At 47.6% G+C, this 21,372-nt stretch carries 16 protein-coding genes and 1 riboswitch; of the genes, 6 read left to right on the top strand and 10 right to left on the bottom strand.

Annotation, left to right across the window (positions count from 1 at the left end):
- Positions 1 to 10: 10 nt before the first annotated feature.
- The 7 genes from NST70_RS07155 to NST70_RS07125 all read right to left on the bottom strand — a co-directional run bounded on the left by NST70_RS07155 (position 11) and on the right by NST70_RS07125 (position 7,032).
- Entirely contained in the window at positions 11 to 805 is a 795-nt protein-coding gene (locus NST70_RS07155; protein WP_071451888.1) for a 3D domain-containing protein, read from the bottom strand.
- Positions 806 to 1,018: 213 nt separating this feature from the next.
- Positions 1,019 to 2,548, bottom strand: a complete 1,530-nt coding sequence (locus NST70_RS07150; RefSeq protein WP_110133991.1) for an FAD-dependent oxidoreductase — start codon at positions 2,546 to 2,548, stop codon at positions 1,019 to 1,021.
- Between the two features lie 67 nt (positions 2,549 to 2,615).
- On the bottom strand, positions 2,616 to 3,077 hold the full coding sequence (locus NST70_RS07145; protein WP_014098421.1) for a CBS domain-containing protein: 462 nt from the start codon (positions 3,075 to 3,077) through the stop codon (positions 2,616 to 2,618).
- Between the two features lie 77 nt (positions 3,078 to 3,154).
- Positions 3,155 to 4,009 (bottom strand): MBL fold metallo-hydrolase, encoded by an 855-nt coding sequence (locus NST70_RS07140; RefSeq protein ID WP_342476063.1) that lies wholly within the window; start codon positions 4,007 to 4,009, stop codon positions 3,155 to 3,157.
- A 196-nt stretch (positions 4,010 to 4,205) separates the two neighbouring features.
- The gene (thiT, locus tag NST70_RS07135) at positions 4,206 to 4,796 is read right to left on the bottom strand and encodes an energy-coupled thiamine transporter ThiT (protein WP_035188896.1); all 591 of its coding nucleotides are present in this window, start codon (positions 4,794 to 4,796) and stop codon (positions 4,206 to 4,208) included.
- A gap of 48 nt (positions 4,797 to 4,844) precedes the next feature.
- A riboswitch (TPP riboswitch) is annotated at positions 4,845 to 4,945 on the bottom strand.
- A gap of 57 nt (positions 4,946 to 5,002) precedes the next feature.
- A complete protein-coding gene (locus NST70_RS07130) occupies positions 5,003 to 5,677 on the bottom strand; it encodes an SOS response-associated peptidase (RefSeq protein ID WP_046720820.1) in 675 nt (224 codons plus the stop codon).
- Positions 5,678 to 6,057: 380 nt separating this feature from the next.
- Positions 6,058 to 7,032 (bottom strand): rhodanese-related sulfurtransferase, encoded by a 975-nt coding sequence (locus NST70_RS07125; protein ID WP_035188893.1) that lies wholly within the window; start codon positions 7,030 to 7,032, stop codon positions 6,058 to 6,060.
- Between the two features lie 204 nt (positions 7,033 to 7,236).
- On the opposite strand from NST70_RS07125, the gene NST70_RS07120 reads away from it, so the two are divergent.
- The 4 genes from NST70_RS07120 to yidC all read left to right on the top strand — a co-directional run bounded on the left by NST70_RS07120 (position 7,237) and on the right by yidC (position 13,743).
- Positions 7,237 to 9,324 (top strand): DNA topoisomerase III, encoded by a 2,088-nt coding sequence (locus NST70_RS07120; protein ID WP_342476059.1) that lies wholly within the window; start codon positions 7,237 to 7,239, stop codon positions 9,322 to 9,324.
- Between the two features lie 393 nt (positions 9,325 to 9,717).
- The gene (locus tag NST70_RS07115) at positions 9,718 to 10,608 is read left to right on the top strand and encodes a YitT family protein (RefSeq protein ID WP_017550806.1); all 891 of its coding nucleotides are present in this window, start codon (positions 9,718 to 9,720) and stop codon (positions 10,606 to 10,608) included.
- A gap of 204 nt (positions 10,609 to 10,812) precedes the next feature.
- Positions 10,813 to 12,228, top strand: a complete 1,416-nt coding sequence (locus NST70_RS07110) for an ISLre2-like element ISBco6 family transposase (protein ID WP_342475533.1) — start codon at positions 10,813 to 10,815, stop codon at positions 12,226 to 12,228.
- Between the two features lie 738 nt (positions 12,229 to 12,966).
- The gene (gene yidC, locus NST70_RS07105) at positions 12,967 to 13,743 is read left to right on the top strand and encodes a membrane protein insertase YidC (protein WP_035188566.1); all 777 of its coding nucleotides are present in this window, start codon (positions 12,967 to 12,969) and stop codon (positions 13,741 to 13,743) included.
- Between the two features lie 108 nt (positions 13,744 to 13,851).
- On the opposite strand, the gene NST70_RS07100 is transcribed toward yidC, so the two are convergent.
- Entirely contained in the window at positions 13,852 to 14,406 is a 555-nt protein-coding gene (locus tag NST70_RS07100) for a competence protein ComK (protein ID WP_225620986.1), read from the bottom strand.
- Positions 14,407 to 14,710: 304 nt separating this feature from the next.
- Between NST70_RS07100 and NST70_RS07095 the strand changes: the two genes are divergently transcribed.
- Positions 14,711 to 16,195, top strand: coding sequence for an aldehyde dehydrogenase family protein (locus tag NST70_RS07095; protein ID WP_017550804.1), 1,485 nt, complete (start codon positions 14,711 to 14,713; stop codon positions 16,193 to 16,195).
- A gap of 52 nt (positions 16,196 to 16,247) precedes the next feature.
- Here the strand turns inward: NST70_RS07095 and odhB are convergent, their stop codons facing one another.
- Together odhB and NST70_RS07085 are read right to left on the bottom strand one after the other, a co-directional pair.
- Positions 16,248 to 17,516: a 2-oxoglutarate dehydrogenase complex dihydrolipoyllysine-residue succinyltransferase gene (odhB, locus tag NST70_RS07090; protein WP_014098432.1), complete on the bottom strand. Its 1,269-nt coding sequence runs from the start codon at positions 17,514 to 17,516 to the stop codon at positions 16,248 to 16,250.
- Positions 17,517 to 17,670: 154 nt separating this feature from the next.
- Positions 17,671 to 20,505: a 2-oxoglutarate dehydrogenase E1 component gene (locus NST70_RS07085; RefSeq protein WP_342476056.1), complete on the bottom strand. Its 2,835-nt coding sequence runs from the start codon at positions 20,503 to 20,505 to the stop codon at positions 17,671 to 17,673.
- 297 nt (positions 20,506 to 20,802) lie between these two features.
- Here NST70_RS07085 and NST70_RS07080 point away from each other — a divergent pair, with 297 nt between their 5' ends.
- Positions 20,803 to 21,252: a spore coat protein gene (locus NST70_RS07080; protein ID WP_014098434.1), complete on the top strand. Its 450-nt coding sequence runs from the start codon at positions 20,803 to 20,805 to the stop codon at positions 21,250 to 21,252.
- Positions 21,253 to 21,372 lie beyond the last annotated feature (120 nt).

The following is a 21,372-nucleotide window of genomic DNA, read 5'->3' as shown; positions in this document are numbered from 1 at the left end:
CGTGCGCCCGTTAATTCAGCACGGTGATTTGGATCGTACGGCGCCCCCAGTTGGCGGCTTTTCCTGAATCCGGGACGAGGACATCGATACGGTTTCCTTTAATGGCGCCGCCCGTATCACCTGCAACAGCGGTCCCGTACCCTTCGACATATACTTTTGAACCGAGCGGAATCACGTTCGGATCGACGGCAATCACTTTTGCGTTTGGATTATTTTTAACATTGATGCCGGTCGCTGTAACGCCGGAGCAGCCCGGATCATTGGCTGTATAAGCGGTCGCCGTGACGGTCATCGTTTTCCCCTGCGGTTTTTGAGTGGTCTCTTTGGAAGATTCCACGTGCACGGTCGGCTTTTTCACGTCCACTTTGGCATTTTCCGTGCTCGTTTGCGGCTGGACGGAAACTTCCGCCGCACGTTCTTTTACTGTCACTTTGCTTTTCGGATTGGAACGAATAACGATTTGATCATGCGGAAAAATGACATCCGATGACAGATCGTTCCATTCTTTTATTTGTTCAACCGGCACGCCGTATTTTTTCGAGATATCCGACAGCGTGTCACCGGCTTTAATGACATAAACGTTTTTTGGGGAAATGGTTAACTTTTGTGAAGGATAAATCATTTCGGTGGAAAGTTGGTTATTTTGTTTTATTGTTTTAATAGATGTATTGTATTTTTGAGAGATCCCCCAAAGTGTATCCCCCGGTTTTACGGTATAAGTATCCGGCGCTGCGGCTTGTGCATTGACAGCCATTACGCTTGTGATGGTCACCGCAGCTGCAAGTGCTGATACTGCTTTTTTCATAAAATGTAACCTCCTCTTTTTGCCGGCTTTTGTGCCAACACCGTAAATCCTAACACACGGATTTAACAGGCGGATAACGGCAAAATGTTGATTTGGTTACACAAAAACGCCTCTTTGTAATCCAGTGAAAAATTTGTAACATAGGCATAAAGTCACAAATTCGCGCATAGAAGCAGAAAAACACCGTCGAATTGTGACGGTGTTTGCAGCACTTTAGTCCTGGTGCCCGATTTTTTTCAGCGGTTCTTTCGCCGGCCCTTCTATCACTTCACCTGTACAAGCAAACCGCGAACCGTGGCACGGGCAGTCCCATGTGCGGTCTCCCGAGTTCCATTTCACTTCACAGCCCATATGGGTACACGTCGTATCAAGCAGATAGATGTTCCCGTCCTGGTCTTTGTAGGCGCCTGCCCGCTTTCCATTGATACGGACAACGGCCCCTTCGTCATTTTTTAACGCATCTAAAGATTGATTCCGCATGTCAAGTTTTCCTTTGACGAGCTGCCCGGCAACATCGACATTTGCCGAGATAAATTTTTTGACCATCGGATCCGCTTCAAAACGCTGCGGGGAAAAGATACCGGCATAAGGATTTTCTTTTTGCATAATCCGGTCCCGCATCAGCATGGCGGCGAGATGGGTGCCGGTCATCCCCCATTTGCGGAATCCGGTTGCGACCATGACCCTTTCTTCATTTTTGGTAATGGGGCCGATATAAGGGATTTTATCCAATGTGGTCATATCCTGGGCTGACCATCGGCAGCAGAATGCCCCGATTCCGAATGTTTCTTCTGCAAACTTCTGCAATGCTTCATAGTGGCGGATCTCCGGTTCCCCGTGGCCGGTTTTATGGTTCTCTCCGCCGACCAAAAGCAGTTTTTCCCCGGCTCCTTCCGCTTCCCGGAATGAACGCGACGGCTGCTCCGCATTAATGTACATGCCGCCCGGAAAAGGTTTTACAGGTTTCACGGCAAGCAAGTACGAACGTTCCGGATACATTCTTGAGAAATACAAGCCTTTCGCATTGTAAAAAGGATAGTGTGTACAGATGCAAATGTATTTGCACGTCATGGTATGCCCTTTTTCCGTTTTGATTTTTAATGGGCTGCCAAAATCGATATCTTTCGCAGTGGTTTGTTCAAAAATCGGGACATTTTTGTCCATTAAATATTCAATCAGTGCTTTTAAGTACGAAAGCGGATGGAACTGTGCCTGCCCGGCCATTTTCACCGCTTTTTTCCCGGGAATCCCGTCCGGCAGCGAACCGATCCATTCTCCCGGGATGCCGAGGGTTTCATACGCCTGCATTTCTTTTTCCAGTTTTTCAATATATGCATCGGAATTGGTATAGAGAAAGGCATCCTGCCGCGAAAAATCACAGCGGATCCCGTGCTTCAGGATCGTTTGTTCAATGAACGATGCAGCTGTTTCGTTTGCTTTGTAATAAAGGGATGCTTTTTCTTTTCCTATATGCTGGATCAATTCATCATAAATGAGCCCGTGCTGTGCGGTGATTTTTGCCGTCGTATGCCCGCTTGTGCCATTTGCAATGGATCCGGCATCAAACAGGATCGTTTTATACCCTTCGTTTGCCAGCAAATAGGTAGTTACAATCCCGGCCATTCCGGCACCCACAACGGCCACATCGGCTTCCATATCCTGCGTTAACGATGGAAATTGCGGCATCGTGACCGTTTTGCGCCACAACGGTTCAGGAGATTGCGGCATTGAAGTTCCGTTCATGATTTGACCTCCCCGAAAGACTGTTATGTATAGTCTTCCCCGGGGAGGCCGGTCTAAACATTGCGATTTAGCTGTTGAGCAATTTATCCGTAATCTGGCGCATGATATCGCCTCTTGAGATGACGCCGACAACACGCCCTGCCTGATTGACGACCGGAAGCTTTTTAAAATGGTGTTTTGCCAGAATCCTGAGCGCATTTTCAAAATCGTCTTCAGGCCTTACCGTATACAGTTCCCGCCGTTTCATAATCTTTTCCACCGGGAAGTCCAGGCTGTGCACCAATTTTTCATTAAAGTCTTCCTGCTCATTTACCACGATCGTAATATAAAAATCGTAAACGGTCCGTGCCTTTGGCTGCAAAAAGCGGATGACATCCCCGTCGCTGATCATACCGAGCAGCTTTCCTTCCGCGTCCACGACCGGTACGCCGCCGATCCGGTGGTGGGCAAGCACCTTTAACAGTTCCCGGATCGTTGTCTCTTTTTTTACCGTAATAACATCCCGGATCATAAAATCTTTGACTTCCAATTTTCTCGCCCCTTTATATCCATCCATTTACAAATTATTGTAAACCTTTGCGGGGAAGGAAGCAATGAACAAACCGCCTATTGTGTGCCATCTACGTATTTCCCGTGATCCGGGAGCGCGATTTCATCAAATCCGGATACAAGGGCCTCAAGCCCTTTCCGCAAGCCGGAGCCAGACATCGGGATCCCGTGGCCGCAAACAGCAGTTTCCGGCTTTAAGGCAGCTAATTTTTCAACTGAGCGTTTGGCCGCTTTCCAGTCATTTGTAAAATAGCGCGGCGGCCCGTTTACTTCCTGCCTTTGCACCAGCACTTTCCAAAATTCATCCTGCCTGACGGTGATAAATGCGTCCCCCGTGATCAACACGCTGTCTGCTTCCCTGAAGAACGACACATGCCCTCTCGAATGGCCGGGCGTATGGATCCATTTCCAGCCCGGCAAAAATGGGACCGTCCCGTCTTCGGGAAGGGGCTGGACAGCATGGCCAAGATCAACCGGTTCATTCGGATAAATCATGGAAATCTTCGCCAGCAGGCCGCCTTCAACGGACGGATCGGGATCCGGATACGTTTCACGCCCGGTTAAATAGGGCAACTCCAATCGATGTGCAAAAACCGGCACGTCCCACTTTTCCAATAATGGCGCAATCGCTCCGACATGGTCAAAATGGCCGTGCGTCAGTAAAACCGCTTTTGGTTTTGCCTTTTCCCCGAAGCGTGCCCGCACGGCTGAAAATATCGCTTCGGCAGAACCCGGCATGCCGGCATCCACGAGAACAAATGCATCGGTTCCGGCCCTGCCGATCAGGCACACATTGACAATTTGGATGGTAAGGCAATAGAGATCCGGCAGCAATTCTCTGCCTGTTCCGCTTTCAATCGAAGCCATCGGGATGACCCGGTGGCCAAACGGGTGATGAATGTCTTTGTCCATAAAATCCCCTTTCTTTCATTTTCCTTCTATTTATCTTTTCCCGTTTCTCGAAAGCATTACCCGTAGCCTCCTATCATCAACCGAAAAAGCAGTAAAAACCGGACTGCCGGCTTTACAAGGCGCCTGTTACCATGAAGCCTCTTTCCTTCAGCGAAAACGGCAAGGCGCAGTTGGCCTTGCCGTTTTCAAGTTGCTTTTATGCCGCATGCCTGTGCGGATTGCGGTATTTTGTCAGCAGCTGCGGGGCGGCATTCAAGAGAATCGCCGCAACAGCTGCGCATAAAATCGCATTCCCAATCATCGTGCCGCCATTCATGATGAGAGAATAGAGAAACGCCGACTGTCCTTTAGGCGCATAGGAACCCCAAAAAATCACGCCGGCTACGAAATGCCAGAAATAGCGGGCAAAACTTCCGGTAAGAACGGAAAGGCATATCCAAAAAGTCATCGTGCCCTTTTTATAGTGACGACAGCTTCTTTCGACAAGCGGCCGGAAAAGCCCGGCAAACCCGATGAACGAAAAAGCGACCGGATATTCCATGATGCCCTGAAGCGGGTTAAGAATATCATTAGCATCACCGGTGACGATCTGCAGCAGGCTCCAAATAAATCCGGAAGCAACACTTGCTTTAAATCCCCAGCGAAAAGCGACCACAAAAATCGGCAGCATGGCAAACGACAGAGAAATCGCGGACGTCACCTTAATGGACGGCAATAAGTCCAACACGAGCGCGAACGCCGCAAAAATAGCCGCTTCAATCATAGCCTGTAAACTTAATTTGCCCATAAAAAAATCCCCCTTTTGGTATGCATGAACATAACGAACCATGGGAGGACAAAAGAAATTCCACATCCCTACGCCGGCATTAACCGGACAGGTTCAAAGGGTCAGAACATGGCGTTCACTCTCAGCTTAACGCTCCCCCTGTGGTTACGTTCATGAAATTGTCACCTTTATGATAAACTTTTTGCCACAACATTTCAACAAAAAATTTAATCTTTTGGCAATAACAGCTCCGGAAAATTGTTTTTCGGCGAATTGACGCGTTCAGATACGGCATACATTTCCATTAGGTCTGCATCATACTGCGAAAGGAGTGGCAACAGCCGGCCCGCCTCAGTGACCGATGTGTCCAGCCATTTTTCTTCATCTTCCCTGCGTAAAATCACCGGCATCCGGTCGTGAATTTTTGCCATCATCCTGTTCGCCTTTGTCGTTAAAATCGTGCAAGTAAAGACCGGATTCCCTTCCTGGTCCATCCATTTTTCCCAAAGCCCGGCCATCGCAAAAATGCCCCTGTTCTTAAGCCTGATCCGCATCGGCGCCCGGGTGCCGTCTTTTCGGTTCCACTCAAAAAAAGAATCGGCCGGAATGAGGCAGCGCCGCCTTTTCACTGCCTCCCGGAAACCCGGTTTCTGAAATACGGTTTCGCTTCTGGCATTGATCATCTTATGCCCGATTTTCGGATCTTTTGCCCAGGAAGGAATCAAGCCCCATTTTAAAAAACCGAGTCTGTACTGCCCATGGGCGCTGATCACGGCAGCCACCATTTGCGAAGGCGCGACATTATAACTTTTGGCATATTCACTGCTTGAAAAAGAAGCTTTGGCATGGAACCTTTCTTCCAATTCATTTACAGATGCCGTTAACGTGTACCTCCCGCACATCCAAATCCCGCCTTTCTTTCTATCCTGAAAATATTGCCCGCTGATTTTCATCCTCTGCCATACCGCGTATGAAGCGGCAAAGATGCCCATTTTTCCCCATTTTACACAAAAAACAGGCAGATAAAAAGGATTTGGCCCAGTTGCACCAAATCCTTTCTCTGTTCCGGAACGCACCGCTTGTTAACCCTGCCCCCGAGCTGGGATGTTTGCAGCAGTTCCCGGTTTTTCTTCTCTTTTTCACATTCCGCTCTTTAGGCCTTGTTTCTTTCAAGAAAATGCCGTTTCCGAAGCAAGGAATCGTTCCGGCAGGGAGCGAGCACGGTTTCCATGCCCTTTTTCACCATCCGCTTTTCGGATCGTAAGGTTAAAAGCCGCACCGGTTACCGGTTTAACGCCGCGTCTTCTTCTTCGATCCGGCGCAGCCGTTCAGCCACTTCTTCCGGTGTAAGGCCGTGTTCTTTTACATATAAGTTATTTGGTACGGTACGGCATTCATGCGAGCAGCTCCGCATATATTTATGTTCATTTTCTTCCGAGCATAAAATTTGCTTGTTGCAGGCCGGGTTGGCGCAGTTGACATAACGTTCGCACGGTTCCCCCGTAAAATAATCCCGGCCGACAACGACATGTTCTTTTCGATTGACCGGAACGGAAATCCGTTCGTCGAATACATACAGTTTGCCGTCCCACAGCTCGCCCTGCACTTCCGGATCCTTTCCGTATGTTACAATCCCGCCGTGCAGTTGGCCGACATCTTCAAACCCTTCTTCCAAAAGCCAGCCCGAAAATTTTTCACAGCGGATGCCGCCTGTGCAATACGTCACAATTCTTTTGCCTTTTAATTGATCTTTATGTTCGCGCACCCATCCCGGCAGTTCGCGGAAAGCGCGGATATCCGGGCGCAATGCTCCGCGGAAATGGCCGAGATCATACTCATAATCATTGCGCGCATCCAGTACAACGGTATCTTCAGCCAGCAGCGCCTCGCGAAATTCTTTCGGGGATAAATATTTTCCCGTTTTTTCATTCGGATTGATATCTTTTTCAAGCCGCAGCGTAACCAGTTCCTTACGCGGGCGGACGTGCATTTTTTTAAACGCATGGCCATCTGCTTCATCTTCTTTAAAGACCATGTCCCGGAACCGGGGATCGGCGTGCATCTTTTCTTTATATTTGGTTGTTTGTTCAACCGTTCCGGAAACGGTGCCGTTGATCCCTTCTTTGGCAACGAGGATACGCCCCTTTAAACCGGTCTCTTTGCAAAACTGCAAATGTTCGGCTGCAAAGGCTTCCGGATTTTCAATTTCAACATACTTGTAATACAATAAGACTCTGTACGGCTTTGTTTGTTCCATTATTGATAACCACCTATCCAATTATATTTGCAAGATATAATGCAGGCTTTCAGGTTACACTGTCTCTTACAAACCACAATTTTACCAAAAGCCCGTTTGTATTTCAAAATTTTCACTGTGAAAACAGAAGAAACGAAATGATTTATCAATCCTGTTTGATGCGTTATACTTGTTCAGACAGGAATAAAAGAAAGGTGTTATGCAATGAAATCGCTTGTACTCGCCGAAAAGCCGAGCGTCGGGCGCGAACTTGCGCGCGTCCTCGGCTGCACGGAAAATAAAAAACGTTATATTGAGGGGCCGCGCTATATCGTGACATGGGCGCTCGGCCATTTGATCGAACTGAAAATGCCGGAAGATTATCATCCGAAATATAAAGAATGGCGTATGGAAGACCTGCCGATTCTTCCGGATAAAATGGAAATTAAAACAATCCGGCAGACCTATCCGCAATATAAAGCGATCGAACAGCTTGGCAAAAGAAGCGACATCAAAGACTGCATTATCGCAACCGATGCCGGGCGCGAAGGCGAACTTGTCGCACGCTGGATTCTGGAAAAAATGCGCTGGAAAAAACCGGTGAAACGGTTATGGATTTCTTCCCAGACCGATAAAGCGATTAAAGACGGATTCAAACAGTTAAAACCGGCAAAGCAGTATGACAATCTGTACCACTCCGCCGTTTGCCGCAGCGAAGCAGACTGGCTGATCGGATTGAACGTCTCCCGTGCTTTAACCGTGAAATACAACGATCCGCTCTCCGCCGGGCGCGTGCAGACGCCGACATTGGCGATGGTGCTCGAGCGCGAACGGGAAATCCAGTCTTTTGTGCCGAAAAAATACTGGACCATTGAAGCGCTCGCCGGAAAACTCGAAGTATCGTATGACCAGCATGGCGAAAAACGGATATTTGACGAGCAAAAAGCAAATGCCATACATGCGGCTTTATCCGGGCAGACTGCCGTCGTGACAGAGGTGATCCGCAAACAGAAGCAAGAGCAGCAGCCGCTCCCTTACGATTTGACGGAACTGCAACGCGATGCCAACCACCGTTTTGGTTTTACAGCAAAAAAAACATTGAACGTGCTGCAAAACTTATATGAACAGCATAAACTCGTTACCTACCCGCGCACCGATTCGAAATATTTGACGAAAGATATGGAAAATACGATGTACGACCGGCTGCTTGCGGTGAAAGATGCGTACAAAGAAGAAGTTCAGCCGATCCTTTCCCGGAAAGGTAAAATACTGGCCAAACGTGTCATCAATGATGCGAAGGTGACGGACCACCATGCGATTATTCCAACAGATGAACGCCCGGCCTTATCAGATTTGTCTGCCGATGAACGGAAAATCTATGATCTGATTGTAAAACGGTTCCTTGCGCTATTCTATCCGGTTTATGAATATGAAACCGTCCAATTTAAACTTCAAGCAGGCGGAAAAACCATGACCGGGCGGACAATGGCCGTGAAAAATGCCGGTTTTACCGCTGTTTTGCACCATGAACAGGAGCGGGAAAATACGGCGCTGCTTTCGATCAAAGAAGGAAAAAAATTTAAGCTGGAACAAATCCGGCTCAGCCAGCATTTAACCGAAGCACCGAAACGGTATTCCGAAGCGGATATTCTTTCGAGAATGGAAAAATACGGACTCGGGACGCCGGCAACACGCGCCGATATCATTGAACGGCTCGTCTCCTCCGAAACGATCAGCCGTGAGTCCGGCCGCCTTGTGCCGACCCCGAAAGGCAAGCAGCTGATCGACCTTGTCAATGACGAGCTAAAATCGCCGGAACTCACCGCCAAATGGGAAGAACAGCTTGAAGCAATTGCCCGCGGAAAAGGCAACCCGAAGCAGTTTTTGGAAACCATCCGCCGGGAAACCGTACGCCTCGTCCGTGAAATCCGGACGAGTGACAAAAAATACCGCGCCCACAATTTAACGGGAACAAAATGCCCGGAATGCGGTTCCCTTATGAAAGAAGTAAACGGCAAAGACGGGAAAAAGCTTGTCTGTTCAAACCGGGAATGCCGGTTTACAAAGCGGAAAAGCCCGAAACTATCAAATAGGCGCTGCCCGACCTGCCATAAAAAGATGGAGATCCATCACGGCAAATCCGGCGTCTATTTCCAGTGCCGCCACTGCAATATTGTCCAAAAAGCAGACGAAAAGAAAAAAACTTTGTCAAAACATGAAGAAAAGAAATTGCTGCAAAAATACACAAAGAAAGAGGAAAGTTTCGGCAACAGCCTGGCAGATGCTTTAAAAGCCGCCTTGGAAAAAGAATAGATTGGATATTTGAAAAGCCCGGCCGAGCCGGGCTTTTTTTATAAACATTTCCGCGGTCAATACGGGCAATTTGGGCCCCTAAAAGCGCGCCCTTCCCCATGATTCAAAACGGCCGGGAAAAATTTAAACAACATGGAAATGCATATTCATTCACTTTTTAACTTTCTTATAATATAATTATATTATAGATATTTATACCGATTTTCTCCTCTGTGTTAAAAGCCCGCTTTTTCTCATCTGTTTGATCGGGAGCGTCCTTCATTGTAAATATTTTTTCGTTCTCCGGTTCAGGGAAAAATCCTTGGCTTTGGAAAACGCCGCTCTTAAAGGAACGGCTTATGTATGCGTAAAATGTACATTTTTTCACAAAAACATTTGGAAAGGGGATAAAATATGGAAGAAACGGCAAAAACATATGCCCAATTCAGGCAGAAGAAAAATAAGTGGGCGGTACTTGGCCAGCGTTTTATCTTTGTCAGCCTCGGCGCGATGATTATGGGGGTTGCCCTCGAGCTGTTCCTTGTCCCGAACCAGATTCTGGACGGCGGCATCACCGGCATCTCGATTATCCTTTCCCACCTTGCCGGCTGGAAACTGGGGCCAGTTATTTTCATCTTAAATCTCCCATTCTTTTATATCGGGTACAAGCAAATCGGGAAAACTTTTGCCTTGACCACCCTTTACGGCATCTCCATCATGTCGGTGACAACCATCCTGCTGACCCCTGTAAAAGTGTTTACGGATGATTTGCTGCTGTGTACGGTTTTTGGCGGTATTATCCTTGGCATCGGCGTCGGCCTTGTCATCCGCTGGGGTGGCTGCCTTGACGGAACAGAAGCGCTTGCCATTCTATTAAACAAAAAGCTTCCTTTCTCTGTCGGTGAAATCATACTCGGCCTCAATCTCTTCATTTTTACCTGTGCCGGCTTTGTGTTCAGCTGGAAATATGCTATGTATTCGGTCATTACCTATTTTATCGCCACAAAAGCAATCGACGTGGTTGTACAGGGGCTGGATGAATCCAAATCGGTATGGATCATCAGCGACGAGATGTATGACATCGGTGATGCGATCATGGCCCGCCTCGGCCGCGGGGTAACCTATCTAAACGGGGAAGGCGCTTATACCGGAGACAATAAAAAAGTCATTTTCTGCGTCATCACCCGCCTTGAGGAAGCAAAATTGAAATCGATTGTAGAAGAATTTGACGAAAGCGCCTTTATCGCGGTTGGAAACATATCAGAAGTGCGCGGCGGCAGATTTAAGAAGAAAGACATTCACTAACAGCGTAACTGAGGACTGTCCATCCGGGCAGCCCCGTTTTATATGCGCGTAAAAATTTTTCCATTTTCATGCTGCCCGGGCATACTCCCCCTCCGTATGTGTAAAATTTTACTCGAAGGGGCAAATGAGTGGAAAAAAATGGGAAGACGCTCTATCATCTAATTGTACACTTCAAGATGAACATCTAGAGAGAGAGGTCTTCCCATGGATATTATATCAATAATTGCTGGATTATTAAAGGATACAAAGAGTCTTATCGAATTTGAAGAACAGCTTAAACTTCTGATGCAGAAGGCTTTTACACAATGGGTTGGGGAAATATTTGAAGAGTTAGATAAAACAATTAAACAGGAGAAGTTAGAGGAGGGCTGGGTGTACTGCCGGAGTGATAACAGAAACATTCAGTTTCTATTTGGAAGTGTGACCTTTAAACGCTCATTAATGCATGACAAGAGAGGAAATTCCCATTATCCTCTGGATGAATGGTTAGGGCTGGTACCACACCAACGATACAGCCCGTTAGTGGAATTAAAGGTGGCAGAGTTGGCAAGTGAGAACACCTATCGGGAAGTAGCTGATATTTTAAAAGAGTGGACAGCAGTGAGTCTTAGTCACACAACTGTAGGGAACATGGTAAAACACGTAGGGAAAACTCAGGCGGAAGCCGATAAGGCACTTGTAGAAGAGCTAGAAATAGCTGTTTCCCTGCCTGAGGGGAAGAAGGTAGACTACCTGTTTTCTGAAGCAGATGGTGTATTCGTTCGGGGACTAAAAAAGAAACAGAGTATGGAAGTCCACCACGCCATTCTCTATGAGGGATGGGAAACCAATGGTAAAAGGGTCTCCCTGCGTCAGCCCACAGTCATCATGACGACGGAAGACATTCAGACATTTTGGGATGAAGTCCAAGCCACAGCTGCCAACACCTATTCCCTCGAAAAAGCGCATGTCATTACAAACAGTGATGGAGGTGCTGGGTACACAGCTGAACGGTTTCAAACAGCATTCTCACAGTCGGAATTTCCGGTGCTCAACCAGCTGGATACCTACCACGTTGCACAAGCCATCATAAGGACATTTGGGGGCGGAAAGAGCGAGATCAAGGAGCAAATTAGAAAAGCGATTAGAACGCATGACCTGGACCAATTCACGTTATATTTGGATACGCACGAAAGCACCTTGACGGATAAAAAGGCCCTCAAGAAAATCAAGGAATTCCGTTCGTATATCTTGAAAAACTGGGACCGCATTTTTGACTGGAGAGACAGGGTGAAAAACGTGCCGGAAGGTGCGAGAGGCCTAGGAGCGATGGAATCGAATCAAAGGCATATCTCCTTCAGGATGAAAAAAAGGGGCATGCATTGGAGTGAACTTGGCGCAGAAGCCATGGTGAAAATCAAACAAGGCATACTCAATGGGACATTGAGAGAAGCCTATCTGAAACACCGTTCAAGAAGCGAGAGAAAGCAACGGAACTTGAAACAATTCATCAGGATGTCTCAACTACTCAAGCAGCCTGTACGCCCGTCAGTGGGCGTAAAGCACGGATCAGTTGCCCTGCATTCAAGCAGTTCATCGGCAATGGGACATTTAAGCAAAATATTAGAGCTTTCGTTTTAAGCCTGGCTCAGTGGGGACTGATCGTTGAGGCGCGCGAAATTTACGAGACTCCTGCGGGAAAAGCGAGCCAGGAGAGACCCCGCAGCGAGGTACGAGCGAGGAGGCTCGCCGGCCGCCCGCGGAAAGCGAGTGAATTTCGCGCGCCTCAACATCCCCGTTATCCATCTTTATACGGAAATATTACATCTTTTCCGAAAATTACACCGAGCAAGTAAAGCACGGTAGCCGAAAGTGTACAAAAAGAGTGTCTTGGAATACCCGATATTTAAACCTTGTCGAGAAAAACTTGACACATACCTCCCCCTCCCTTAAATTAGGATTCTTTCGCAGTGTATGGTAAAATGATGATTACGATTGTAAAACAGACAAAATTAAAGTATACTTTGTACTGATCTCTTTAAAGTGAGTGAATAGCTTTGATTCAAAACATCATCGATTTTGTAAATGACCCGGCCGTCTGCACGCTGTCATTTTACGTACTGGCAGCAGGTTTTCTTTATTTGAGTCGGTTTGTGATCAGGCCGGCAGCGTTTGTTGAAGCAAGGCCTGCCGCCGTCATGCAGGATTTTACTGTACACACCCGCCCGGCTGCGGAATGCCGGTGCAATTTCTTTACGATTTGGATTTTAAGTTGCGTCAGAATACGGACATATCCTTCTGAAGATCCTGATTCGGAACCGGATTTAAGACCGGTCAGAAAGGACAGGATTTGTGCAATATACTAAAGGAGGATATTTCATGAAAAGATTTTTCAGTTTTACATTGGTTTTAAGCAGTTTGCTGTTCGTTTTAAGCGCATGTTCAAATTCAACAAACAGCACGCACAGCGGAGGATTTTTCCATCATTATTTTGTTGCCCCGTTTTCAGTTGTCATTAAAGCAACGGCCCAGCTGCTTCATGGTGATTACGGGATTGCCATTATTGTTTTGACGTTAATCATCCGGCTGATTCTCATGCCTTTTATGCTGCATACATTCAAAAAACAGCAAATCATGCAGGATAAAATGAAAGTTTTGAAGCCGGAAATGGATAAGCTGCAGACAAAAATCAAAGCGGCCAAAACGAAAGAAGAACAGGCAAAGCTGCAGCAGGAAATGATGGGGTTGTATCAAAAACACGGCGTTAACCCGCTGAATATGGGCTGCCTGCCGATTATCATCCAAATGCCGATTTTAATGGGGTTTTATTATGCGATCCGCGGCTCGAAAGAAATCGCCACCCACTCCTTTTTATGGTTTAATCTCGGACAAACAGATATTCCGATGGCCATTCTCGCTGGTGTCATTTATTTTATCCAAGCCCAAATTTCACTGATCGGTATTCCTGAGGAACAGAAGAAACAAATGAAATATATGATGCTCATGTCGCCGATCATGATCCTTTTTGTTTCTTTTTCAGCTCCGGCGGTTCTGCCGCTGTACTGGACAGTGAGCGGGCTCTTTATGATCGGACAAACACTGATTCAGAAAAAATTTTATCAGTCCCATCCGCCGAAGGAAGAATCCAATTCATAATTGTATCTGATCATCAAAATATAAAAAAGCGGCGGGTCACAGTTGATGTGTTCCCGCCGCTTTTATGTTGTTTACAGCCCCGGGTTTCCGGGGATTTTTTATACCGGTTTACTTCTGTTCAGTAACTGCCTCGTTTTCCTCCGGCAAGTTCTCATTTTGCTCCATTTCCTGATGCGGTTCTTCCGTATTTGCTGTATCATTCACAAATTCGTACAACCCACGGTCCGGTTTGCGGATACGCGGATCGAGTTTTTCGACGGATTTCATGAAAGAGGTCATATTAGCGATTTTATAGCCGGTTTTTTCTTCGATCATCCGCTGCAGTTCAGCCCCTCTGATCGGTTCCGAAACGTTTTTTAGTATTTGGATAGCCTCTTCTCTCATCTTGCCCGACCTGCCCTTTTTTGACGACCGCGATTTCCGCACCTTTCTTTCATTCGTAAGGGCTTCGCCGCCTGAGGTTTCCGGCGAGACGGACGCAAGCGCATTAAAAGATACATATTCCGGTTTGCCGGATGCTTTTACCTGCTGGCCTTCATTTTCATCCAGCTCCCTTAATCTTTTAAAAATATTTTCCCGTTCTTTTTGGAATTCCTGTATAACCCGAATCTCAGCGTCTTCCAGCTGCTCCAGGCGGATTTTTAGTGCCATTCTCTCATTCATTGTCAATTTTATCCCTCGTTTCTTAAAATATATGTATATATAGATTATAATATGAAACTAGTAAAATAAAAAGATAAAATAATTATTTTTTATTAGAAAATTAGTAGCGAATAATTATTCATAAAGGGGTATGTCGAATTTTTGCGATTTTCCGCAGATTATGTTCAAATTATTCGAATGATTTCTATTGCGTCTATTTTTGATATTTAGTAGAATATGGATGTAAGCGCTGACAGGCTGGTGCACAAAGCAAGTATATAAGGAGGCTTGTCTCCTTGAAATTAACATAAATGGAGGGGTTGGAATGGAACAATTAACCGTGCAGTTGGATGAAAGGGTTCAGCATTTCCTTCAGGGCAAAAAGAAAATGTTCATCAACGGGCAATTTGTTGAAAGTGCATCCGGAAAAACATTTGATACGCCGAATCCGGCTACCGGCGAAACGCTGGCTACGATCTATGAAGGGGATAAACAAGATATCGACCGTGCCGTACAAGCAGCCAGAAAAGCATTTGACGAAGGCCCGTGGCCGCGGATGAACCCTGCCGATAGAAGCCGGTTAATGTATAAATTGGCGGATCTGATGGAAGAGCACCGGGAAGCGCTGGCGCAGCTCGAAACGCTCGACAACGGGAAACCGATCCGTGAAACGGCAAATGCCGATATTCCGCTTGCCATCGAACATATGCGGTATTATGCCGGCTGGACAACGAAAATCACCGGCCAGACCATTCCCGTAAACGGCCCTTACTTTAACTATACCCGCCATGAACCGGTCGGGGTTGTCGGGCAAATTATCCCTTGGAACTTCCCTCTTTTAATGGCAATGTGGAAAATGGGTGCCGCGCTTGCGACCGGCTGCACGATTATCTTAAAACCGGCTGAACAAACGCCGCTTTCCGCCCTTTACTTGGCGCAGCTGGTAAGCGAGGCTGGCTTCCCGGACGGCGTTGTCAATATTGTGCCAGGCTTTGGGGAAACTGCCGGAGCCGCCCTTGTCGACCACCCGCTTGTAGATAAAATTGCCTTTACCGGTTCTACTGAAGTCGGAAAACTGATTATGGCCAATGCCTCGAAAACGTTAAAACGGGTGACGCTCGAACTTGGCGGAAAATCCCCGAATATTATTTTGCCAGATGCCGACTTGTCGAAAGCGATTCCTGGCGCCTTAAACGGTGTCATGTTCAACCAGGGGCAAGTATGCTGTGCCGGTTCGCGCGTGTTCATTCAAAAGAAACATTTTGATAATGTCATTGCCGATATGGCCTCCCACGCCCAGTCGATTAAGCAGGGCTTCGGGCTCAATAAAGATACGGAAATGGGGCCGCTTGTTTCAGATGAGCAGCAAGCGCGCGTTTTGAATTACATTGAAAAAGGACTCGATGAAGGAGCGGAAATTGTAACAGGCGGGAAAAAACCGCGTGAAGAAGGCTTCTTTGTTGAACCGACGATTTTTGCAGATGTCCGTGATGAGATGACGATCGCCAAAGAGGAAATTTTCGGTCCTGTTATTGCGGCCATGCCATATGAATCCCTTGATGAAGTAATCAGCCGCGCCAACAGCAGCGAGTACGGGCTTGCGGCAGGGGTTTGGACGGAAAATGTGGCCAATGCGCACTATATTGCAAACCGTCTCCGTGCGGGCACAGTTTGGGTCAACTGCTACAATGTGTTTGATGCCGCTTCCCCGTTTGGCGGTTATAAACAATCCGGCATTGGACGTGAAATGGGTTCTTACGCACTCCAAAACTATACGGAAGTCAAAAGCGTCTGGATTGCCAACCCTTAAAGGGCACCAAAAAGAAAAGCATCGGCAAAACCGATGCTTTTCTTTCATACTATTAAGATTCCAGCAGCAAATCTTCAGGGTTTTCAATTAATGTCTTCACCGTTTTCAAGAAACCGACAGCATCCTTTCCGTCAATGACGCGGTGGTCATAGGAAAGCGCCACGTACATCATCGGGCGGATCTCAATTCGGTCTCCATCGACTGCAACCGGGCGTTTTTGTATGGTGTGCATGCCGAGGATACCAACCTGTGTCCCGTTGATAATCGGTGTCGAGAACAACGAGCCGAAGACGCCGCCGTTTGTAATCGTAAAGGTTCCCCCCTGCAGATCGCTTAATGCAAGTTTATTATCGCGTGCTTTTTGGGCAAATGCAGCAATATCCGCTTCAATTTCCGCGAACGATTTCCGGTCGCAATCCCGGACAACCGGTACGACAAGCCCTTCTTCTGTGGATACTGCAATGCCGATATCATAATATTTTTTCAGCAGCAGCTCATTGCCCTGAATCTCCGCATTAACATACGGATATTTCTTCAATCCCGCAACCACGGCTTTTGTAAAGAACGACATAAAACCGAGACGGATGTCATGATCTTTAACGAACTGTTCTTTTTTCCGCTTTCTTAAATCCATGACAGCTGTCATATCAATTTCGTTGAATGTCGTCAGCATCGCCGTTGTCTGTGTCACTTCAACGAGCCGTTTTGCGATCGTCTGGCGGCGGCGTGACATGCGGATTCTTTCAATCGGTTTGCCGGCTTCTTCCGGCACAACTTTTCCAGCTGCAGGTTTTTCCGGTGCTGCCGGCGCTTTTGCCGCAGCTTGCGGATTGAAAGTTTCCACATCTTGTTTCCTTACCCTGCCAAGCGGATCCACTGCCGGCACTTGCGATAAGTCAATGCCTTTTTCGCGTGCCAGTTTGCGGGCAGCCGGAGAAGCAATCGGGCGGCTTTCGCTTTCTTCCTGAGCCGGCTTTTGTTGTTCCGGAGCAGGCGCTTGTGTTTGCGCCGGCGCCTCTGCTTGTGCCGGTTGTGGTGCTTCCGCTTCTTTTTGCGGCGCGGATGGCGTTGCACTGTTTTCCCCTGTTCCTTCGCCGACAATTGCAATGACATCGCCAACTTGTACTGTGTCCCCTTCTTCAAAAAGGAGGGACTGGACGACACCCTCTTCTTCTGAAATGACTTCTACATTTACTTTATCTGTCTCAAGTTCTACAATATATTCACCTTTGTCCACATGGTCCCCCGGATGTTTCAACCATTGTGCAATGGTTCCTTCCGTGATGGATTCTGCCAGTTCAGGCACTTTAATTTCAGCCACAACACTTGTCCTCCCTTAAAAGTATCACTTTTTTTATATCAAAGCCTCCTCCTTCATCTTCCGAGCAGCACGGGCTGCAGGATGAAGCGGGCAAAGCAGCGGTTATTTTGCGCATATTGAAGCCCCCGCCCCTTTGGAAGGAGCGGGCCGCCGTTTAAGGGCGGGTAATGGCTTCAGTCAGAATTCTGTTTTGTTCCTTTTTATGGACGACCGGGTCGCCTTCCGACGGGCTTGATCTTCTCGGCCGGCCGATGTACCGGATTTCCGCTCCCTGAGGCGCCAGCTTTCTTAAATACGGTTCAACGAAAGACCAGGAACCCATATTTTTCGGCTCCTCTTGCATCCATACAATTTCTTTTGCGTTTTTAAAGCGCGCGAAGATTTCCTTTAATTCCTGTTCAGGGAAAGGATAAATTTGCTCAACCCTTACCGTATGCAGCCAGCTGGTATTTTCCGCACTGTTCAGCTTTTCTTCCAAGTCTACAGCCACTTTCCCGCTGCAAAGCAGGATTCTTTCGACTGCATCCGTATTTTTCGTACCCGGGCCTTCCAGCACAGTGTGGAATTTTCCGTCCGTCAGTACAGACGGCTCTACAGATGCCAGCGGGTGGCGAAGCAGGCTTTTTGGCGTCATGAGAACGAGCGGGCGGATTTCTTCTTTTGCCAGCCATTTTGCCTGCCTTCTTAAAATATGGAAGTATTGGCCGGCTGTCGAAACATTTGCCACTGTCCAGTTGTTTTCCGCTGCCAGTTGCAGGAAGCGTTCCACCCTGCCGCTTGAATGTTCCGGACCCTGTCCTTCGTATCCGTGCGGCAGCATCATGACAAGCCCTGATTTTTGCCCCCATTTTGCCCTGCCGGATGAAATGAACTGGTCAAACATGACCTGTGCCATGTTTGCAAAATCGCCGAACTGGGCTTCCCAAATGACGAGCGTATCCGGCGAAAAGACGTTATAGCCGTATTCAAACCCGACAACGCCGGCTTCGGTCAGCGGGCTGTTATAAATGGCAAATGAAGTTTGAACGCCGGACAGATGATGGTGCGGAATATATTCTTCCCCCGTCTGTTCGTCGTGCAGGACGAGATTGCGCTGTGCGAACGTGCCGCGCTGTGTATCCTGGCCGGTAAACCGGATCGGCACGCCATCTTTTAAAATGGCTGCAAACGCGAGCGCTTCCGCATGGGCCCAGTCAATTTTCCCTTTGCCGTCAAAAACGTGTTCGCGGCGTTTCAAAATCCGCGCCAGTTTTTTAAAGACGTGGAAGTTTTCAGGCCAGGCGAGCAATTCAGCATTCCAAGCCCTCAGTTCCTGTTCCGGCACCCCTGTTTTCATGCTCAAATAGCCTTTTTTCACATTTTCTGGGGGCTCCATGGCCGTATCGGGTTCTGCTTCGCCGTCTGGCACTTTTTCGTAAGCCGCCTGCAGTTTTTTCTGAACGGCTTCATCAATCGTTTTAACCTCTTCGGCTGTCAGGACGCCTTCTTTTACAAGCTGTTCACCGTAGATGGCCCTGACCGTCGGATGATTGTGCACCGCATGGTACATTACCGGGTTGGTTACCATCGGTTCATCCATTTCATTATGGCCGTAGCGGCGGTAGCCGACCAGGTCGATCACAAAGTCTTTATGGAATTTTTCGCGGTAAGCATAAGCAAACAGCGCCGCCTGTACGCATGCTTCCGGATCATCCGCATTCACATGGAGGATCGGCACTTCATAGCCTTTTGCCGGATCAGAAGCATATTTTGTTGACCTCGAGTCGTATGTTTCGGTCGTAAACCCGATATTGTTATTGGCGATGATATGGATGGTCCCGCCTGTCCCGTATCCGTTCAGCTTGCTCATATTCAGCGTTTCTGCGACAATGCCCTGCCCCGCAAATGCGGCATCCCCGTGGACAAGAATCGCAAATGCGCGGTCCGGATCGCGGTCCGGATAGCCCGCTTTGTTCCGGTTATCCTGCGCGGCACGTGTATACCCTTCGACAACAGGGTTGGCAACTTCCAGATGGCTTGGGTTGTTGGCAAGCACGATACGCGCGCCGATCGGACCGCCGTTTTGCCCTTTTCTGTCCGCGCCGAGATGGTATTTAACATCGCCGGTCCATCCGTACGTAATGCCGATCGATCCTTCGGAAGGGATTAAATCTTTATTGGAAGCATGCTTAAATTCCGCAAAAATGAGCTCGTATGGTTTTTCAAGAATATGGGCAAGCACATTGAGTCGGCCTCTGTGCGCCATGCCGATATTAACGGTTTTCACACCCGTTTTGACCGCTTCAATGATCATTTGTTCCATCAGCGGAACGAGCGCATCAAGCCCTTCAATGGAAAAACGCTTCTGCCCGACAAATGTCCGGTGAATAAATTTTTCAAATCCTTCCACATCGGAAAGGCGTTTTAAAATCCCGATTTTCTGTTCCCGGCCGAGTTCGCGGAAAAAGCTGCCCGATTCAACTGTCCGTTGCAGCCAGTGCTTTTCTTCCATGTCATGAATATGGTCAAACTCAAAGGCGACTTTTTGGGTGTACACTTCTTTTAAATAATTGATGGCATCAAGCCCGTTTTTGACCTTTTTAGGTGCATCCGGGCAAATAAAGGATGCCGGCACTTTTTTCAAATCTTCTTCGGTTAAATCAAATTCTCCCAGTTCAATTCTTCTGACATCCCCAACAGGTTTTTGGAGCGGGTTGATATCCGCTGCGAGATGGCCAAAAGTCCGGATATTGTCCGCCAATTTGACGGCAGCGACCATTTTGCTGAAAATCGTCGGGTTTGCCGGCAATTGGAAAGAAATATCCGCCTGCCCCTGTGTCGGGCTCCCGCCTTCGGAAACAGCGGGCGCGCCCCACTGGTCAAATACTTTTCTCGCCTCTTCGTCGATGCTCTCCGGATCTTCCAGGTATTGTTCATATAAATCCATGACATACCCAAGATTAGGCCCGGAAAAACTTTCCCAAAATCCCTTTGGTGTAGTTGCATTCATTTTGAAAAACCTCCAGCCCTTCGTCCCTTATTCACTTTCGTATGATTTCGTCTGGCGGATACCAAAACGGAACCATGAAATTATGTAACGATAAAGAATTTTGAAAGCTGTAACGCTTACAAACTCAATTTTAGCACTGTAAGCGTAATAGATAAAGTTAAAAACTCTTATTTTTAAAAATTTGCATGAATAGTGATTCATTCTGTTTTTTCCCGGAAAGTGATGCTGCATTTGCCTCACCTGATTGTTCAAAACCGCATATTTTATTATATCCCCGTTGCAGAAAGGAGCAAAAAAATGTTCCCATGGAAAACGTTTCCGTTCACCGAAGAGATCTTCAAGATGATGAATATGCCATTTCCGCCTGTACAGGAACATATCAACCAAGCCCTTTCTCAATGGGACGAATGGGGCGCTGCGTTCAAGAAGGGGGACGGGGCCGATGATCCGGCTCCCTCTTCCCCGGATACGGGCGCCCCGTCTATAAAAATATTTGAAACACTGGATTTTATTTTTATCCGCGTCCCTGTCCAGGAGGAAAGCATGCTCACAGGCTTAAAAATCTTCCACACTTCCCTTCAAGTCATGTTAAAATCATTTCCAAAACCGGACTCGGAACAGGTGATACGGCTGCCTTCCCCGGTACGCAGGAAAGGGACGACCGCAAAATACCGGGATGGCATCCTGGAAATCCGGCTCCTGAAAAAAAGCGAACATGAAATGACAGAAGTCGGCATTGATTTTTAACGACTCTGCCTTCTCGATAAAACTTACAGTTGGTTCTGACAGTTCCCGTTTTTTTGCGTATCAAAAGACTTACCCATCACGGGCGAAAGGCGGACACCTTGCCAGACACGGCCCTGCACC

The sequence above is a fragment of the Weizmannia sp. FSL K6-0777 genome, assembly GCF_038593185.1.
Lineage (GTDB): Bacteria > Bacillota > Bacilli > Bacillales > Bacillaceae_C > Weizmannia > Weizmannia faecalis.
Note: the sequence above shows the minus strand (reverse complement) of the source record. Positions and strands in the feature narration are given on the sequence as shown.

Coding starts and splice junctions, on each gene's coding strand:
- NST70_RS07155 (WP_071451888.1), bottom strand. CDS start 805: ATGAAAAAAGCAGTATCAGCACTTGCAGCTGCGGTGACCATCACAAGC.
- NST70_RS07150 (WP_110133991.1), bottom strand. CDS start 2,548: ATGAACGGAACTTCAATGCCGCAATCTCCTGAACCGTTGTGGCGCAAA.
- NST70_RS07140 (WP_342476063.1), bottom strand. CDS start 4,009: ATGGACAAAGACATTCATCACCCGTTTGGCCACCGGGTCATCCCGATG.
- thiT (WP_035188896.1), bottom strand. CDS start 4,796: ATGGGCAAATTAAGTTTACAGGCTATGATTGAAGCGGCTATTTTTGCG.
- NST70_RS07130 (WP_046720820.1), bottom strand. CDS start 5,677: ATGTGCGGGAGGTACACGTTAACGGCATCTGTAAATGAATTGGAAGAA.
- NST70_RS07125 (WP_035188893.1), bottom strand. CDS start 7,032: ATGGAACAAACAAAGCCGTACAGAGTCTTATTGTATTACAAGTATGTT.
- NST70_RS07120 (WP_342476059.1), top strand. CDS start 7,237: ATGAAATCGCTTGTACTCGCCGAAAAGCCGAGCGTCGGGCGCGAACTT.
- NST70_RS07115 (WP_017550806.1), top strand. CDS start 9,718: ATGGAAGAAACGGCAAAAACATATGCCCAATTCAGGCAGAAGAAAAAT.
- NST70_RS07110 (WP_342475533.1), top strand. CDS start 10,813: ATGGATATTATATCAATAATTGCTGGATTATTAAAGGATACAAAGAGT.
- yidC (WP_035188566.1), top strand. CDS start 12,967: ATGAAAAGATTTTTCAGTTTTACATTGGTTTTAAGCAGTTTGCTGTTC.
- NST70_RS07100 (WP_225620986.1), bottom strand. CDS start 14,406: ATGAATGAGAGAATGGCACTAAAAATCCGCCTGGAGCAGCTGGAAGAC.
- NST70_RS07095 (WP_017550804.1), top strand. CDS start 14,711: ATGGAACAATTAACCGTGCAGTTGGATGAAAGGGTTCAGCATTTCCTT.
- NST70_RS07085 (WP_342476056.1), bottom strand. CDS start 20,505: ATGAATGCAACTACACCAAAGGGATTTTGGGAAAGTTTTTCCGGGCCT.
- NST70_RS07080 (WP_014098434.1), top strand. CDS start 20,803: ATGTTCCCATGGAAAACGTTTCCGTTCACCGAAGAGATCTTCAAGATG.